This is a genomic window from Burkholderia cenocepacia (assembly GCF_014211915.1).
Taxonomy (GTDB): Bacteria; Pseudomonadota; Gammaproteobacteria; order Burkholderiales; family Burkholderiaceae; genus Burkholderia; species Burkholderia orbicola.
Genome location: NZ_CP060039.1, coordinates 2,798,663 through 2,815,641, shown reverse-complemented (window position 1 = coordinate 2,815,641; position 16,979 = coordinate 2,798,663). Strand labels below are relative to the sequence as shown.

Sequence of the window (16,979 nt, the reverse complement as noted above, 5' to 3'; positions counted from 1 at the left end):
GCATCGCGCGTGGCCAAACAGAAAACCGTTTACGTCTGCAGCGAGTGCGGCGGACAGACCCCGAAGTGGCAGGGCCAGTGCCCGTCGTGCCAGGCCTGGAACACGCTCGTCGAATCGGTCGCCGAGTCGCCGGCCGCCCATCGGTTCCAGTCGCTCGCGAAGCGGGCGCCGGTGCAGCGGCTCGCCGACATCGAGGCCGCCGACGTTCCGCGCTTCTCCACCGGCATCGGCGAATTCGACCGCGTGCTGGGCGGTGGCCTGGTGCCCGGCGGCGTCGTGCTGATCGGCGGCGATCCGGGCATCGGCAAGTCGACGCTGCTGCTGCAGTCGCTCGCGGATATCGCGAACGAGCGGCGTGCCCTCTATATCAGCGGCGAGGAATCGGCCGCGCAGATCGCGTTGCGCGCGCAACGGCTCGCGTTGCTCGACGGCGGCGCGCCGGCGGCCGAACTGAAGCTGCTCGCCGAGATCCAGCTCGAGAAGATCCAGGCCGCGATCGATACCGAGCGGCCGGACGTGGCCGTCATCGACTCGATCCAGACCGTCTATTCGGACGCGCTCACGTCGGCGCCGGGCTCGGTCGCGCAGGTGCGCGAATGCGCGGCGCAGCTCACGCGCATCGCGAAACAGTCGGGCACCGCGATCATCATGGTCGGGCATGTGACGAAGGAGGGCAATCTGGCCGGCCCGCGCGTGCTCGAGCACATCGTCGATACCGTGCTGTACTTCGAAGGCGACACGCATTCGTCGTTCCGGCTCGTGCGCGCGTTCAAGAACCGCTTCGGCGCGGTCAACGAACTCGGCGTGTTCGCGATGACCGAGCGCGGGCTGCGCGGCGTAGCCAACCCGTCCGCGCTGTTCCTGTCGCAGCACGAGCAGGTCGTGCCCGGTTCGTGCGTGCTCGTCACGCAGGAAGGCACGCGCCCGCTGCTCGTCGAAATCCAGGCGCTCGTCGATACGGCGCACGTGCCGAACCCGCGCCGGCTCGCGGTCGGCCTCGAGCAGAACCGGCTCGCGATGCTGCTCGCGGTGCTGCACCGCCACGCGGGCATCGCGGCCTTCGACCAGGACGTGTTCCTCAATGCGGTGGGCGGCGTGAAGATCACCGAGCCGGCCGCCGACCTCGCGGTGCTGCTCGCGATTCACTCGTCGATGCGCAACAAGGCGCTGCCGAAAGGGCTGATCGTGTTCGGCGAGGTGGGGCTGGCGGGCGAAATCCGGCCGTCCCCGCGCGGGCAGGAACGGCTGCGCGAAGCGGCGAAGCTCGGCTTCGCGTCCGCGCTGATCCCGAAGGCGAATGCGCCGAAGCAGCCGATCGAAGGGCTGAACGTGATGGCCGTCGAGCGGCTCGAGCAGGCGATCGACCGCGTGCGCGATCTCGAATGAGCGGGCGGGGCCCTGGCAGGGGCCGTAGCGGGCCGGACGATCTGTCGCGTAATTCGCTGTAAAGAATATGTAGGCTGATGTAACCCGCCGGACATCGCTTTTCCCTATCCTTTGCCGGATTGTCGAACCGCGCAATGCGAAGGGAACCTATGTTGAAATCGTACGGGGAAGCGCCTGGCGGACGCCTTTACAACCTGCGCGGCTGCCGCGTGTCGGAGCCGATTCGCCAGCCGTGGGGCGGTGGATGCCGGATCGTCGAGTGGATCGACGAAGAAGGGCGGCTGGCGCGCAAGGTCGTGTCCGAGGACGTGACGGAAGCCGAAGTCGCCGCTGCGATCCGCCGGCCGATCAAGGGGCGCCGGCACTTGATGGGCGATGACGAGCAGATGCCGCGCGACACGCTGCCGCGTCGTTGAGTGGGGGCGCGGCCGACATACGGGCCGATGCAACCCCACCAACGCAGCAATGACGACGAGGCCGGGCCCGGGCGCCCGGCCTCGTCGTTTCCGGGTTCGGTGCGGCGGGGCGGATTCGTGGCTCGTCGACGCCCCGACGCGCCGCGTCTCCGATGAAGCGAACCGCGGCTGACGGCGCGCCGGGGCCGCGTTTAACCGATCTGCTCGAGTTCTTCCTGCACGGCGAGCCAGTCCGCCTCGACCGTTTCGAGCCGGGTATTGACCTCGCCGAGCTTGCGGATCGCGTCGGTCAGTTCCGTCTTGCGCGCGGCTTCGTAGCTCGCCGGATCGGCGACGAACGCGTCGAGGCGCGCCTTTTCGGCGTGCAGTGCTTCCATTTCCTTCTCGAGCTTCGTGATGCGGTTCTGCAGCGGCTTCTTCAACTGGGACAGCCGTTGGCGTTCCTCGGCCGCCTGACGCTTCTGATCCTTGCGGTTGACGCCCGGATCGGCGCCCGCGGCCGCCGCGCTGTCGGCCTTCGCGGCCGCGCGCTGCTCGGCCGCGTGCTGCAGCAGCCAGTCGCGGTAGTCGTCGAGGTCGCCGTCGAACGGCTGCAGCCGGTGCTTCGCGACCAGCATGAACTGGTCGGTCGTCGCGCGCAGCAGGTGACGATCGTGCGACACGAGGATCAGCGTGCCTTCGAATTGCGCGAGCGCCATCGTCAGCGCGTGGCGCGTTTCGAGGTCGAGGTGGTTCGTCGGTTCGTCGAGCAGCAGCAGGTTCGGTTTCTGCCAGATGATCAGCGCCAGCGCGAGGCGGGCTTTTTCGCCGCCCGAGAACGGCCCGACCGGGCTGGTCGCCATGTCGCCCGAGAAATTGAAGCCGCCGAGGAAGTCGCGCAGTTCCTGCTCGCGCGTGTCGGGCGCAAGCCGTGCCAGATGCGCGAGCGGCGAATCGTCTTCGCGCAGCGTTTCGAGCTGGTGCTGCGCGAAATAGCCGATCGTCAGCCCCTTGCCGTCGCGCACGTGCCCCGACAGCGGCGCGAGTGTGCCGGCCAGTGTCTTGATCAGCGTCGACTTGCCCTGGCCGTTGGCGCCCAACAGGCCGATACGCTGGCCGTTCTGGATCGACAGCGCGACGCGCTCGACGATCGGGATGTCCGTTCCGTCGTCGGCGTGGTAGCCGCAGCGGACGTCCTCCATCACCATCATCGGGTTCGGCGCGGCATCGGGCGTGCGGAATTCGAACGTGAACGGCGACGCGATGTGCGCGGGCGCGATCAGCTCCATCTTCTCGAGCGCCTTCATCCGGCTTTGCGCCTGCTTGGCCTTGGTCGCCTTGGCCTTGAAGCGGTCGACGAAGCTCTGCAGATGCTCGATCGTCTTCTGCTGCTTCTCGTACGCGCTTTGCTGCAGCGCCAGTTGCTGCGCGCGCAGCACTTCGAACTGCGAGTAGTTGCCGCCGTAGCGCTTCACCTGGCGGTTTTCCAGATGCAGCGTGACGTTGCAGATCGAATCGAGGAATTCGCGGTCGTGCGAAATCACGACGAGCGTGCCGGGGTAGCGATGCAGCCAGTCTTCGAGCCAGACGATCGCGTCGAGGTCGAGGTGGTTCGTCGGTTCGTCGAGCAGCAGCAGGTCGGAGCGGCACATCAGCGCCTGCGCGAGGTTCAGGCGCATGCGCCAGCCGCCGGAGAAGCTCGCGACGGATTCGCGCGTTTGCGCGAGCGTGAAGCCCAGGCCGAGCAGCAGCGCTTCGGCGCGGGCCGGCGCGGTGTAGCCGTCGGCATCGGCGAATGCCGCGTGCGCGTCGGCTTCGGCGGCGCCGTCATGTGCGGCCGACGCGGCGGCGATGCGGGCCTCGATCTCGCGCAGCGCGGTATCGCCGTCGAGCGTGTAGTCGAGCGCCGAGCGGTCGACCGCGGGTGTTTCCTGCGACACGTGGGCGATCCGCCACGACGGCGGCATCGAGAAATCGCCTCCGTCGGAATGCAGCTCGCCGCGCAGGACGGAAAACAGCGTCGACTTGCCGGCGCCGTTCGCGCCGATCAGGCCGGCTTTCTCGCCGGGATTGAGCACGAACGAGGTCGACTCGAACAGCGGCTTGGTGCCGCGCGCAAGGCTGAACTGATTGAAACGGATCACGGCGGAAATGACTGGCCAAAACCGCTATTCTAGACCGCGCGCCGGTTGCGCCGGGCATCGGCCGTTCGGCGGATGCCGCAACGGCGCAATTTCGCCTAGACTCCACGTCGATCGGTTTCATAAAAGGAGTGCCCGATGTCCACCCTGTATTCGTTCAGCGCAGAGACGCTCGCCGGCGCGCCGGTATCGCTCGACGCGTATCGCGGCAAGGTGCTGCTGATCGTCAATACCGCGAGCGAGTGCGGTTTCACGCCGCAGTACGCGGGTCTGCAGAAGCTGTACGACCAGTATGCGGCGCGCGGTTTCTTCGTGCTCGGCTTCCCGTGCAATCAGTTCGGCAAGCAGGAGCCGGGCGACGCCGCGCAGATCGGGGCATTCTGCGAGCGCAACTACGGCGTCACGTTCCCGATGTTCGCGAAGATCGACGTGAAGGGCGACCATGCGCATCCGCTGTATCGCTACCTGACCGACGAGGCGCCCGGCATTCTCGGCCTCAAGGCGATCAAGTGGAATTTCACGAAATTCCTGATCGACCGCGAAGGGCGCATCGTCAAGCGCTACGCGCCGTCCACCAAGCCCGACGAAATCGCCGCGGACATCGACAAGCTGCTGTGACGGCGATGCGCGGCGTGCGCCGCGCCGGTGTGAATGGTGCGGGCGCGGCCGTCGTCGCGGCCGTTACAGGATCGGCGCGAACAACCGCGCGACGTGCATCGCGATGCGCCGCCAGGCAGGTGAGTGCTGGTATTCGTCCGCATCCACCTCGTACGCCTGCGCGAAGTCGGCATCGAGCATCGTCTCGACTTCGCCGGCGAATGCGCGATCGACGGTCATGACCATGACCTCGAAATTGAGGCGGAACGAACGGTTATCGAGATTCGCGCTGCCGACCGCCGCCGCGATGCGGTCGATCAGCACGACCTTCTGGTGCAGGAAGCCGGGCCGGTAGCGGAACACTTTCACGCCCGCATCGACGAGGTCGCGCGCGTAAAGCTTGGACGCCTCGAACACGACGTAGTGATCGCGCCGGCTAGGGATCAGGATGCGTACGTCGACGCCGCGCATCACGGCGAGTTTCAGCGCGGAGACCACGGCTTCATCGGGAACCAGGTACGGCGTGGTGATCCAGACCCGTTCGCGGGCGGCGTTGATCGATTCGACGAAGAACAGCGAGCCGGTTTCCTGCTTGTCCGCCGGCCCCATCGGCACCGCGAGGCAATGCATGCCGTCGCCGGGCTGCGCGGGCGGCGGCAGCGCGATGGGCGGCAGTTTCTGCGTCGCCCAGTGCCAGTCTTCGGCGAACACGTACTGGATGCTCGCCACCACGGGGCCGCGGATCTCGATGTGGGTGTCGCGCCATGGCGACAGGCGCGGCTTCGCACCGAGATATTCGACACCGACGTTGTGGCCGCCGACGAACGCGCGATTGCCGTCGACGACGACGATCTTGCGATGGTTGCGGAAGTTCAGCTGGAAGCGATTGACGAATTTCCGGTTGGTCGCGAACGGATGGACCTCGACGCCACCGCGGCGCAATGCGTCGACGTAGCTGTGCGGCAGGTCGAAGCTGCCGATGCTGTCGTACAGCAGGCAGCAGCGTACGCCGGTGGCCGCGCGCGCGAGCAGCGAGTCGCGCAGCATCCGGCCGAGCGCATCGTCGCGCACGATGAAGAACTGGACGAGCACGTAGTCGCGCGCGTCGTCGATCGCCGACAGGATGGCGGAGAACGTCGCGTCGCCGTTGACCAGCGTGCGTACCGAATTGCCGCCGAGGAACGGCATGCCGCCGAGCCGAGTGAGCGCGAGCACGGCAGCCTGCCCCAGCGCGTCGGCGGCCGGCCCGTCGGTCGCGTCGGTTGCGCGCCATGGCGCACGCGGTGTGTGCGTGCGCAACATTTCCAGCTCGTGGCGCCGGGCGTCGACGTAGCCGGAGAATTTGCTGCGGCCGAGGAACAGGTATGGAACGAGTGTCAGGTACGGCATGGCCGTGAGCGAGACGGCCCACGCGATCGCGCCTTGCGACGTGCGCGTGTTCATGATTGCGTGGCACGCCGCGACGATCCCGAGCACATGGATGGTCAGGATCAGGGTGCCGAGATGGAGCCAGTCGAGGGTCATGGGCGCTTAAAGGACTCCTGCGGGACACCCGATGGGACTCCCGAAGTCGTGCGGCCGGGCGGCCGCCTACGCGCATCTTACCCAACCGTGCGGCGCAACGGGGCGCCGCACGGCGGGTGGGCCGGCAACGCTCAGGCCTTGCGCGGCAGATCGGACGCCTGGATCAGGAATACGGCGTCATCGCCCGCGCTGGTGGGCAGCCACGTGAGCTCGAGGCCGCCGAATGCCGCTTCGACGTGCTCGCGCTCGTTGCCGATCTCGACGACGAGCACACCGTCGTCATGCAACCAGCGGTGCGCTTCGGCGACGATGCGTCGCACGATGTCCATCCCGTCGTCGCCGCCGGCGAGCGCCATCTCCGGCTCGTGCCGGTATTCGGGCGGCAGCGCGGCCATCGACGCGGCATTCACGTACGGCGGGTTCGTCAGGATCACGTCGTAGCGCGAGTCGGGATCGGTGCGGAACGCGGGCAGCGGTGCGTAGAGATCGCCGCGGTGCAGCCCGATCCGGTCTTCGAGGCCGTAGTCGCGCACGTTGATTTCCGCGACTTCGAGCGCTTTGTCCGACAGGTCGACCGCGTCGATCTCGGCATTCGGGAACGCGCTTGCCGCGAGGATCGCGAGGCAGCCGGAGCCGGTGCACAGTTCGAGCACCGCGCCGACCTGCTCGGGATCGGCGACATACGGCTGCAGCCCGTCGTCAAGCAGTTCGCCGATGAACGAGCGCGGCACGATCACGCGTTCGTCGACGTAGAAGCGGTGGCCATGCATCCACGCTTCATGCGTGAGGTACGCGGCCGGCACGCGGTCGGCCGCGCGTCGTTCGATCACCGCGAGCACGGCCGCGATTTCGTCGGGCAAGAGGCGCGCGTCCATGAACGGCTCGAGCGTGTCGAGCGGCAGGTCGAGCGTATGCAGCACGAGGTAGGCCGCTTCGTCGTACGCGTTGTCGGAACCGTGGCCGAACGCGAGCTTCGCTTTCGAGAAGCGCGTGACCGCGTAGCGCAGCAGGTCGCGAACTGTGGCAAAAGGTGTCGTCATGCGAGGCTCCGTCAGGCGATCAGTTGTTCGAGCACGCGTCGGTACACGTTCTTCAGCGGGTCGACGAAGCGCACTTCGATGTGCTCGTCGATCTTGTGGATGCTGCCGTTCGGCGGGCCGAACTCGATCACCTGCGGGCAGATGCGCGCGATGAAGCGGCCGTCTGACGTGCCGCCCGTCGTCGACAGCTCGGTCGTGATGCCGGTCTCGGTGCGGATCGCGTGTTCCAGTGCGCCCGACAGTTCGCCGCGCGGCGTGAGGAACGGCAGGCCGCTCACCGACCACTTCAGCGTGTATTCGAGGCCGTGCTTGTCGAGGATCGCGTGCACGCGGGCCTGCAGGCCTTCGACGGTGCTCGCGGTCGAGAAGCGGAAGTTGAACAGCAGGTCGGCGTGACCGGGGATCACGTTGGTCGCGCCGGTGCCGGCGTGCAGGTTCGACACCTGCCAGGTGGTCGGCGGGAAGTATTCGTTGCCGGCGTCCCATTGCTCGGCGGCGAGCTCGGCAAGCGCCGGCGCGAGCAGGTGGATCGGATTCTTCGCGAGGTGCGGATACGCGATGTGGCCTTGCACGCCCTTGACGACCAGTTCGCCGGACATCGAGCCGCGGCGGCCGTTCTTGACGACGTCGCCGAGCTCGGCCGTTGACGTCGGTTCGCCGACGATGCAGTAGTCGAGCCGTTCGCCGCGTTCCTGCAGCAGCTCGACGACCTTCACGGTGCCGTCGGTGGCCGGGCCTTCCTCGTCGCTCGTGATCAGGAACGCGATCGCGCCGCGGTGGTCCGGATGCGCCGCGACGAATTCCTCGGAGGCGACGACGAACGCCGCGAGCGACGTCTTCATGTCGGCCGCGCCGCGACCGTACAGCTTGCCGTCGCGATGGGCAGGGACGAACGGCGGCGAGGTCCACTGTTCGAGCGGGCCGGTCGGCACGACGTCGGTGTGGCCCGCGAACGCGAGCAGCTTGCCGTCGCGGCCGTCGGTGCCGCGCTTGACGGCCCACAGGTTGGTCACGCCGTGCGACGCGATGGTCTCGCATTCGAAGCCGAGCGCGGCGAGGCGCTCGGTCATGATCTGCTGGCAGTGCTGGTCGTCGGGCGTCACGGACGCGCGGGCGATCAGCTGTTCGGTAAGGGCTAGGGTGGCGGACATGGTTCGGACCACTTTCGATAAAAAATGCCGGCGCGGTGGCCGGCAGCGACAGGGCGTCGGGCGGCGCCCGTGGGCGCAGCGGCGACCCTATGCGGCAAACAGCGCCGCGTATTGATCGGCCACGAAGCCGAGCGATTTCACGCGGCCGTTGACGACGAGCACGGGGCGCTTGATGACCGACGGCTTGTGGATCATCAGCGCGACCGCGCCGGTCTTCGTTTCGGCGGCCGCCTTCATCGCGTCGTCGAGGCCGCGCCACGTGGTGCCGCGCTTGTTCACGAGCGCGTCGAGCGACACGTCCTTCAGCCAGTCTTCGATCAGCGGCGCGCTGACGCCGAGCTTCTTGAAATCGTGGAACTCGAATTCGACGCCGTGATCGTCGAGCCACACGCGGGCCTTCTTCACGGTGTCGCAGTTCGGAATGCCGTAGACGACCACGGTGTGCGGCTTTGCCATCAGTCGCCTCGCAGCAGCTCGTTCAGGCCGACCTTCGCACGCGTCTTCGCGTCGACCTTCTTCACGATCACCGCGCAGTACAGGCTGTGCGAGCCGTCCTTCGACGGCAGGTTGCCGGCGACGACGACCGAGCCGGCCGGGATGCGGCCGTAGCTGACTTCGCCCGTCTCGCGATCGTAGATCTTCGTGCTCTGGCCGAGGTACACGCCCATCGAGATCACCGAGTTTTCCTCGACGATCACGCCTTCGACGACTTCCGAGCGCGCGCCGATGAAGCAGTTGTCTTCGATGATGACCGGGTTCGCCTGCAGCGGCTCGAGCACGCCGCCGATGCCGACGCCGCCCGACAGGTGCACGTTCTTGCCGATCTGCGCGCACGAACCGACCGTGGCCCACGTGTCGACCATCGTACCTTCGTCGACGTACGCGCCGATGTTGGTGTACGACGGCATCAGCACGACGTTCTTCGCGATGAACGAGCCGCGGCGCGCGATGGCCGGCGGCACGACGCGGAAGCCGCCCGCGGCGAAGTCTTCGGCCGTGTAGTTCGCGAACTTCGACGGCACCTTGTCGTAGAACTGCGAGTAGCCGCCGGCCGGCATCGGCGCGTTGTCCTCCAGGCGGAACGACAGCAGCACGGCCTTCTTCAGCCACTGGTGGACCGTCCAGTTGCCGTCGATTTTCTCGGCGACGCGCAGTGCACCCTTGTCGAGCTGCTCGATCGCGTGAGCGACGGCTTCGCGGACGTCCGCGGGCGCGGCCTTCGGCGACAGCTCGGCGCGGTTTTCCCAGGCGGTATCGATGATTTGCTGAAGTTGTTGCGACATGTTCGTTTTCGCAGGAGATGGATGGAATTGATCGGGATGGACGTCTTACCGCGCGAGAGCGCGGCAGAAATCGACGATGCGTTGCGCGCCCTCGACGCATTCGGGGTGCCCGCGACGAGCGCGATCCGGATGAAATCGCGGCCCGGGTTCGTGCCGTGCGCATCGCGCGCGAGGTACGAGCCGGGCAGAACCGCCACATTATAGTCGGCGTACAGCCGGCGGGCGAACTCGGTGTCCGACAGGCCGGTACGCGACACATTGGCCCACAGGTAGAACGCGGCGTCGGGCAGCTTCACGTCGATCACGTCGGCGAGCATCGGCGTGACCGTATTGAACTTCTGCAGGTACAGCGCGCGGTTCTCGCGCACGTGCGCCTCGTCGTTCCACGCCGCGATGCTCGCGTGCTGCCAGACCGGCGACAGCGCGGCGCCGTGGTACGTACGGTACAGCAGGAATTTCTTGAGCAGCGCGGCGTCGCCGGCGACGAAGCCCGAGCGCATGCCCGGCACGTTCGAGCGCTTCGACAGGCTCGACAGCATCACGAGCCGCTCGAAGCCGCGGCCGAGGCGGTGCGCGGCCTCGAGGCCGCCGAGCGGCGGCGCCGCTTCGTCGAAATAGATTTCGGAATAGCACTCGTCGGACGCGATCACGAAACCGTGGCGGTCCGACAGTGCGAACAGCTCGCGCCAGTCGTCGAGCGTCAGCACGGCACCCGTCGGGTTGCCGGGCGAGCACACGTACAGCAACTGCGTGCGCGCCCACACGTCATCGGGCACGGCCGCGTAGTCGCACGCGAAGTTGCGGGCCGGGTCGCTGTTCGCGAAATAGGGTTCGGCACCGGCGAGCAGTGCCGCGCCTTCGTAAATTTGATAGAAAGGATTCGGACAGAGTACGATCGCCTTCTTGCCGTCCGCAGACGGCCGTGCATCGATCACCGTCTGCGCGAGCGAGAACAGCGCTTCGCGCGAGCCCGATACCGGCAGCACCTGCGTGGCCGGATCGATCGCCGGCAGCCCGTAGCGGCGCTCGAGCCAGCGCGCGATCGACGTGCGCAGCGCGTCCGAGCCGGCCGTGGCCGGGTACGACGCGAGCCCGTCGAGCGCGGCCACCACGGCGTCGCGGATCAGCGCCGGCGTCGCGTGTTTGGGCTCGCCGATGCCGAAGCTGATCGGTTTGAGGTCGCCGGAAGGCGTCACGTCCTTGAACAGGGCGCGCAGCTTTTCGAAGGGATAGCGCTGGAGCGAGTCGAGTCGAGAGTTCACGGGCGAAGCGGCCATCGCGGCCGGTTGGAGCGAAAGAAGCGGCGGGCGCGCCGCGCGGCTGCGAACGGGCGCCGGGGCGCGCGGCTCGCAACGGACGATTATAGCGTGACGCAATGCGGTCACGGCCTGCCGGAACGGCGGCCGGGCCGGTCGAATAAAGGGTATCGAACCAAATGAACAACGCGGTACGCGGCAGCCTGCCGACGCTGGCCATCCTGATCGGCGCGTCGGTATGGGGCCTGATCTGGTATCCGCTGCGGATCCTCGCGTCGCTCGGCGTGACGGGCACGCTGGCCAGCGCGCTGACGAGTCTCGTCGCCTTCCTGTTCGTGATCGTCGCGCGGCACCGCACGATCGCGACGCTGCGCTGGCACTGGGTGCTGCCGGGTATCGCGGTGACGGCCGGCGTGACGAATCTCGGGTTCGTATGGGGCACGATCCACGGCGAGGTGCTGCGCGTGATGCTGCTGTTCTACCTGACGCCGGCCTGGACCGCGATCTACGCGCACTTCCTGCTGCGCGAGCGGCTGACCTGGGCCGGCGCGGGGCTCGCGGCGCTGTCGATCGGCGGCGCGATGCTGATGCTGTGGTCGCCGGCGCTCGGTTTGCCGCTGCCCGCCAACCCGGCCGAATGGGCCGGCCTCGCGGCCGGGCTGAGCTTTGCGATGAGCAACGTGCTGGTGATCAAGGCGAGCCGCGAGCTGCCGGACATGCGCGCGGAAATGCGCACCGCGACGCTGTTCGGCGGCGCGGCCGTGTTCGGCGCGATCGCGTCGCTGTTCGAAGGGCTGCCGGCCGCGCCGGCGAGCGGCCAACTGGGCGTGGCCGCACTGATCATCGCGGCGATCGGCGTGACGATGGCGTCGAACAACCTGCTCGTGCAGTACGGTCTCGCGCGCGTGCCGGCGAACCGCGCGTCGATCATCATGCTGTTCGAGATCGTGATCACCGCGCTGTCGGCGTGGGTGTTCGCGAACGAGCTGCCGAGCGCGCGCGAGTGGGCGGGCGGCGCGTGCATCGTGCTCGCGACGTTGCTGTCGAGCCGGGTCCATCGTGCCGCGCCGGCACCGGACAAACCCGGCGACGGTCGGGACGGCACACGCGCGATGGTATGATGGAAGCCGTTTGCGGGGCCCAACGCTGGATGCGCGCGGCCCCGTTTTTGAATTCCGGGGCGCGTGGCGCGCAGGGGCTCTCCGGCCCCGCGCCGTGCGGCCCCGTCCGTTTCACACCTTCTTCACATCCGATACCGCCGTGCGTCTGAGCTCGATCAAACTCGCTGGCTTCAAATCCTTCGTCGATCCCACGCATTTCCAGGTTCCGGGCCAGCTTGTCGGCGTGGTCGGCCCGAACGGATGCGGCAAGTCCAACATCATCGATGCCGTGCGCTGGGTGCTCGGCGAGTCGCGCGCCTCCGAGCTGCGCGGCGAATCGATGCAGGACGTGATCTTCAACGGTTCGACCGCCCGCAAGCCCGGCAGCCGGGCCAGCGTCGAACTGATCTTCGACAACTCCGACGGCCGCGCGGCCGGGCAGTGGGGCCAGTACGGCGAAATCGCCGTGAAGCGCGTGCTGACGCGCGACGGCACGTCGAGCTACTACATCAACAACCTGCCGGCGCGCCGCCGCGACATCCAGGACATCTTCCTCGGCACCGGCCTCGGGCCGCGTGCATACGCGATCATCGGGCAGGGCATGATCGCGCGGATCATCGAGGCGAAGCCGGAAGAGCTGCGCGTGTTCCTCGAGGAAGCCGCCGGCGTGTCGAAGTACAAGGAACGTCGCCGCGAAACCGAGAACCGCCTGCACGACACGCGCGAGAACCTGACGCGCGTCGAGGACATCGTCCGCGAACTCGGCGCGAACCTCGAAAAGCTCGAGGCGCAGGCGGTGGTCGCGACCAAGTACAAGGAACTCGTCGCCGACGGCGAGGAGAAGCAGCGCCTGTTGTGGCTGCTGCGCAAGAACGAGGCCGCCGGCGAGCAGCAGAAGCAGCAGCGCGCGATCGAGCAGGCGCAGATCGACCTCGAGGCGCAGACGGCGAAACTGCGCGAAGTCGAGGCGCAACTCGAGACGCTGCGGGTCGCGCACTATTCGGCGAGCGACGCGATGCAGGGCGCGCAGGGTGCGCTCTACGAGGCGAACGCCGAGGTGAGCCGCCTCGAAGCCGAGATCAAGTTCATCGTCGAATCGCGCAACCGCGTGCAGGCGCAGATCGCCGCGCTGAATGCGCAGCGCGAGCAGTGGCGCGCGCAGGCCGAGAAGTCGCAGGACGAGCTCGAGGAAGCCGAAGAGGCGCGCGCGATGGCCGACGAGAAGGCCGCGCTCGCCGAAGACAACGCGGCCGCGAAGCACGATGCGCTGCCGGCGCTCGAAGCGAAGTGGCGCGACGCGCAGGCGCAGCTCAACGACGAGCGCGCGCGGATCGCGCAGACCGAGCAGTCGCTGAAGCTCGAGGCCGCGCACCAGCGCAACGCCGATCAGCAGCTCCAGCAGCTTCAGCAGCGCCACGAGCGCCTGAAGAGCGAAGCGGGCGGGCTCGACGCGCCGGACGAAACGCAGCTCGAAGAGCTGCGCATGCAACTGGCCGAGCAGGAAGAGATTCTCGCTGAAGCGCAGGCGCGCCTCGCCGACGCGCAGGAAACGGTGCCGCGCCTCGACGGCGAGCGCCGCGCCGCGCAGGAGCGCGTGCAGGCCGAAGCCGCGCAGATCCACCAGCTCGAAGCGCGCCTCGCCGCGCTGAAGCAGTTGCAGGAAAACGTGCAGACCGAAGGCAAGATCCAGCCGTGGCTCGACAAGCACGAGCTCGGCGCGCTGCCGCGTCTGTGGAAGAAGCTGCACGTCGAGGCCGGCTGGGAAGCGGCGCTCGAGGCCGTGCTGCGCGAGCGTCTCGCCGCGCTCGAAGTATCGAATCTCGACTGGGTGAAGGCATTCGCGACCGATGCGCCGCCCGCGAAGCTCGCGTTCTACGCGCCGCCGGCGGCCGGTGAGCCGCCCGCCGCGGTGGCAGGGCTGCGGCCGGTGCTGTCGCTGGTGCGCATCGACGACGCGGGCATCCGCGCGGTGCTGAACGACTGGCTCGGCAACGTCTACGTGGCCGACGACGTCGCGCAGGCGCTCGCGACGCGCACGCAGTTGCCGGCAGGCGGCGCGTTCGTCGTCAAGGCCGGCCATATCGTCACGCGCGTCGGCGTGCAGCTGTACGCCGCCGATTCGGAGCAGGCCGGGATGCTGGCCCGCCAGCAGGAAATCGAAAACCTGACGCGCCAGGTGCGGGCGCAGGCGCTGCTCGCCGACGAGGCGCGCACGGCTGCCGTGCGGGCGGAAGCCGCGCACACGCAGGCCACGCAGGCGCTCGGCGACGTGCGCGCGCAGGCCGAACGCGCGACGCAGCGCGTGCATGCGCTGCAGATGGACGTGCTCAAGCTCGCCCAGGCGCACGAACGCTATACGCAGCGCAGCACGCAGATCCGCGAGGAACTCGAGGAAATCGGCGCGCAGATCGAAGAGCAGCGTGCATTGCGCGCGGAGTCGGAAGCGAGTTTCGAGCGCTTCGACGGCGAGCTCGCCGAACTGCAGGCGCGCTTCGAGGACAACCAGCTCGCGTTCGAGTCGCTCGACGAATCGCTGACGCAGGCGCGTCAGGAAGCGCGCGACCTGGAGCGCGGCGCGAACGACGCGCGCTTCGCCGCCCGCAACGCGGTGACCCGGATCGACGAGCTCAAGCGCACGATCCAGGTCGCGCACGAACAGAGCGAGCGCGTCGCCGTGTCGCTGGAAGACGCGCGCGCCGAACTCGAGACGATCAACGAGCAGACCGCGCACACGGGCCTGCAGGACGCGCTCGAAATTCGCGCGGCGAAGGAAGAAGCGCTGCAGGCCGCGCGGATCGAGCTCGACGACCTGACCGCGAAGCTGCGCGCGTCGGACGAGCAGCGGCTCGTCGCCGAGCGTTCGCTGCAGCCGCTGCGCGACCGCATCACCGAACTGCAGCTGAAGGAGCAGGCCGCGCGCCTGGCCGTCGAGCAGTTCGCCGAGCAGCTCGCAGCCGCCGAGGTCGACGAAACCGCGCTGGCCGCGAAGTTGACGCCGGATCTCAAGCCGTCGTACCTGCAGGGCGAAGTCACGCGCCTGAACAACGCGATCAACGCGCTTGGCCCGGTGAACATGGCCGCGCTCGACGAGCTGAAGGCCGCGAGCGAGCGCAAGGTGTTCCTCGACGCGCAATCGGCCGACCTGATCGACGCGATCACGACGCTCGAGGACGCGATCCACAAGATCGACCAGGAAACCCGCACGCTGCTGCAGGGCACCTTCGACGAGGTCAACCGTCATTTCAGCGACCTGTTCCCGCGCCTGTTCGGCGGCGGCCAGGCGAAGCTGATCATGACGGGCGACGAGATTCTCGATGCCGGCGTGCAGGTGATGGCGCAGCCGCCGGGCAAGAAGAACGCGACGATTCACCTGCTGTCGGGCGGCGAGAAGGCGCTGACCGCGACCGCGCTCGTGTTCGCGATGTTCCAGCTGAACCCGGCGCCGTTCTGTCTGCTCGACGAGGTCGACGCGCCGCTGGACGATGCGAACACCGAGCGTTTCGCGAATCTCGTGCGCGCGATGTCGGACAAGACGCAGTTCCTGTTCATCTCGCACAACAAGATCGCGATGGAAATGGCGCAGCAGCTGATCGGCGTGACGATGCAGGAGCAGGGCGTGTCGCGGATCGTGGCGGTGGACATGGAAACCGCCGCGGGTTTTGCCCAGAATTGACGTTTGACGAAACCGGACCGCGTTCGCGCGGCGCACGAGCGCCCGTTCGCGGTCCCGACGAAAAAGAATTGCTGATGGAGCGTGCATGGACGAGTTGACACTCGGTTTGATCGGCGCGGGCGCCGTCGTGGTGGGCGGCGTCGTGGTCTACAACGCATGGCAGGGCGCGAAAGTGCGGCGCAGGATGCCGCGCCCGATGCCGGAGGAAGCGGCCGAGGCGATGAACCGCCCCGAGCGCGACGAAGAGTTGCCGTTCATCGAACCGGTGCGTCAGCCGGTGCGCCGCGAGCCCGCGGCACCGGTCGCGGCGGCGCCGGCGGCTGCGGCCGACGCCGCGCGCGTCGAGCCGACGTTCGGCGGGGCCGGGAGCGGCGCGGCGCCGGCCGATACGCCGGCCGACCTGCAGGCCGAGGCGACGGGCGTCGACACGTCGGCCGAATCGACCGAACCGGTTGCCGGCGAAGAGGCCGTGCCCGCCGCGACGCATGAAGCGGCGGCCGAACCGGCCGAGCCGACCGAACCGGTGATGCCGGCCGCGACGACGGTCTCGTCGGCGCCGCCTGCGATCGTCGACCGCCGGATCGACTGCATCGTGCCGATCCGCCTCAACGGCCCGCTGCCGGGCGACAAGATCCTGCCGGTCGCGCAGCGGCTGCGCCGCGCGGGCAGCAAGCCCGTGCACATCGAAGGCAAGCCCGAAGGCGGCCAGTGGGAGCTGCTGCAGAACGGCGTGCGCTACGAAGAACTGCGCGCGGCCGCGCAGCTCGCGAACCGCAGCGGCGCGCTGAACGAGCTCGAATTCTCCGAGTTCGTGACGGGCGTCCAGCAGTTCGCGGACGCGATCGACGGCGCGCCGGAATTCCCGGACATGATGGAAACGGTCGCGATGGCGCGCGAGCTCGACGCGTTTGCCGCGCAGTGCGACGCGCAACTGTCGATCAACGTGATGTCGGACGGTGCGCCGTGGTCGGCGAACTACGTGCAGGCGGTCGCGTCGCAGGACGGCCTGCTGCTGTCGCGCGACGGCACGCGCTTCGTGAAGCTCGACGCGAAGCAGAACCCGGTATTCATGCTGCAGTTCGGCGACACCAACTTCCTGCGCGACGACCTGACGTACAAGGGCGGCAACATGATCACGCTGGTGCTCGACGTGCCGGTGGCGGAAGAGGACATCCTGCCGTTCCGGCTGATGTGCGATTACGCGAAGTCGCTGTCCGAGCGGATCGGCGCACGCGTCGTCGACGATTCGCGCCGGCCGCTGCCGGAGTCGACGCTGGTCGCGATCGACCAGCAACTGATGAAGCTGTACGCGAAGCTCGAGGAAGCCGGCATCCCGGCCGGTTCGCCGATCACGCGCCGCCTCTTCAGCCAGTAACTCGATGGCGCGGACGACGATCGTTGGCGCCGTCGTCCGTCGCTGCGGCGCGCACCGT

At 68.1% G+C, this 16,979-nt stretch carries 12 protein-coding genes and 1 pseudogene; 6 read left to right on the top strand and 7 right to left on the bottom strand.

Annotation, left to right across the window (positions count from 1 at the left end):
- Positions 1-9 precede the first annotated feature (9 nt).
- Positions 10-1,386 carry a DNA repair protein RadA gene (gene radA / locus SY91_RS13345; RefSeq protein WP_185920952.1) on the top strand — a complete coding sequence of 459 codons (1,377 nt, stop codon included), beginning with the start codon at positions 10-12 and terminating at the stop codon, positions 1,384-1,386.
- Between the two features lie 149 nt (positions 1,387-1,535).
- Positions 1,536-1,802, top strand: a complete 267-nt coding sequence (locus SY91_RS13340; RefSeq protein WP_006488228.1) for a DUF2866 domain-containing protein — start codon at positions 1,536-1,538, stop codon at positions 1,800-1,802.
- 191 nt (positions 1,803-1,993) lie between these two features.
- Here the strand turns inward: SY91_RS13340 and SY91_RS13335 are convergent, their stop codons facing one another.
- The gene (locus SY91_RS13335) at positions 1,994-3,925 is read right to left on the bottom strand and encodes an ATP-binding cassette domain-containing protein (protein WP_006478473.1); all 1,932 of its coding nucleotides are present in this window, start codon (positions 3,923-3,925) and stop codon (positions 1,994-1,996) included.
- Positions 3,926-4,060: 135 nt separating this feature from the next.
- Here SY91_RS13335 and SY91_RS13330 point away from each other — a divergent pair, with 135 nt between their 5' ends.
- Positions 4,061-4,540, top strand: coding sequence for a glutathione peroxidase (locus SY91_RS13330; protein ID WP_011549528.1), 480 nt, complete (start codon positions 4,061-4,063; stop codon positions 4,538-4,540).
- 63 nt (positions 4,541-4,603) lie between these two features.
- On the opposite strand, the gene cls is transcribed toward SY91_RS13330, so the two are convergent.
- The 6 genes and pseudogenes from cls to dapC form a co-directional block, all read right to left on the bottom strand.
- Positions 4,604-6,043, bottom strand: coding sequence for a cardiolipin synthase (cls, locus tag SY91_RS13325; protein WP_185920951.1), 1,440 nt, complete (start codon positions 6,041-6,043; stop codon positions 4,604-4,606).
- A gap of 131 nt (positions 6,044-6,174) precedes the next feature.
- On the bottom strand, positions 6,175-7,083 hold the full coding sequence (prmB, locus tag SY91_RS13320) for a 50S ribosomal protein L3 N(5)-glutamine methyltransferase (RefSeq protein ID WP_006478476.1): 909 nt from the start codon (positions 7,081-7,083) through the stop codon (positions 6,175-6,177).
- Between the two features lie 11 nt (positions 7,084-7,094).
- Positions 7,095-8,234 carry a succinyl-diaminopimelate desuccinylase gene (gene dapE / locus SY91_RS13315; protein WP_006478477.1) on the bottom strand — a complete coding sequence of 380 codons (1,140 nt, stop codon included), beginning with the start codon at positions 8,232-8,234 and terminating at the stop codon, positions 7,095-7,097.
- Between the two features lie 87 nt (positions 8,235-8,321).
- Complete coding sequence (locus SY91_RS13310) at positions 8,322-8,690, bottom strand: ArsC family reductase (RefSeq protein ID WP_006478478.1); 369 nt, start codon at positions 8,688-8,690, stop codon at positions 8,322-8,324.
- Entirely contained in the window at positions 8,690-9,517 is an 828-nt protein-coding gene (dapD, locus tag SY91_RS13305) for a 2,3,4,5-tetrahydropyridine-2,6-dicarboxylate N-succinyltransferase (RefSeq protein ID WP_006478479.1), read from the bottom strand. The genes SY91_RS13310 and dapD overlap by 1 nt, the downstream gene beginning before the upstream one ends.
- A 45-nt stretch (positions 9,518-9,562) precedes the next feature.
- A pseudogene (dapC, locus tag SY91_RS13300) lies at positions 9,563-10,794 on the bottom strand (succinyldiaminopimelate transaminase).
- Between the two features lie 158 nt (positions 10,795-10,952).
- Between dapC and SY91_RS13295 the strand changes: the two are divergent.
- From SY91_RS13295 to SY91_RS13285, 3 genes are all read left to right on the top strand, one after another.
- Positions 10,953-11,894: a DMT family transporter gene (locus tag SY91_RS13295; RefSeq protein ID WP_027807064.1), complete on the top strand. Its 942-nt coding sequence runs from the start codon at positions 10,953-10,955 to the stop codon at positions 11,892-11,894.
- Positions 11,895-12,033: 139 nt separating this feature from the next.
- Positions 12,034-15,546, top strand: a complete 3,513-nt coding sequence (smc, locus tag SY91_RS13290) for a chromosome segregation protein SMC (protein WP_185920950.1) — start codon at positions 12,034-12,036, stop codon at positions 15,544-15,546.
- A gap of 85 nt (positions 15,547-15,631) precedes the next feature.
- Positions 15,632-16,921 carry a cell division protein ZipA C-terminal FtsZ-binding domain-containing protein gene (locus SY91_RS13285; protein ID WP_011549536.1) on the top strand — a complete coding sequence of 430 codons (1,290 nt, stop codon included), beginning with the start codon at positions 15,632-15,634 and terminating at the stop codon, positions 16,919-16,921.
- The last annotated feature ends 58 nt before the right edge of the window (positions 16,922-16,979 follow it).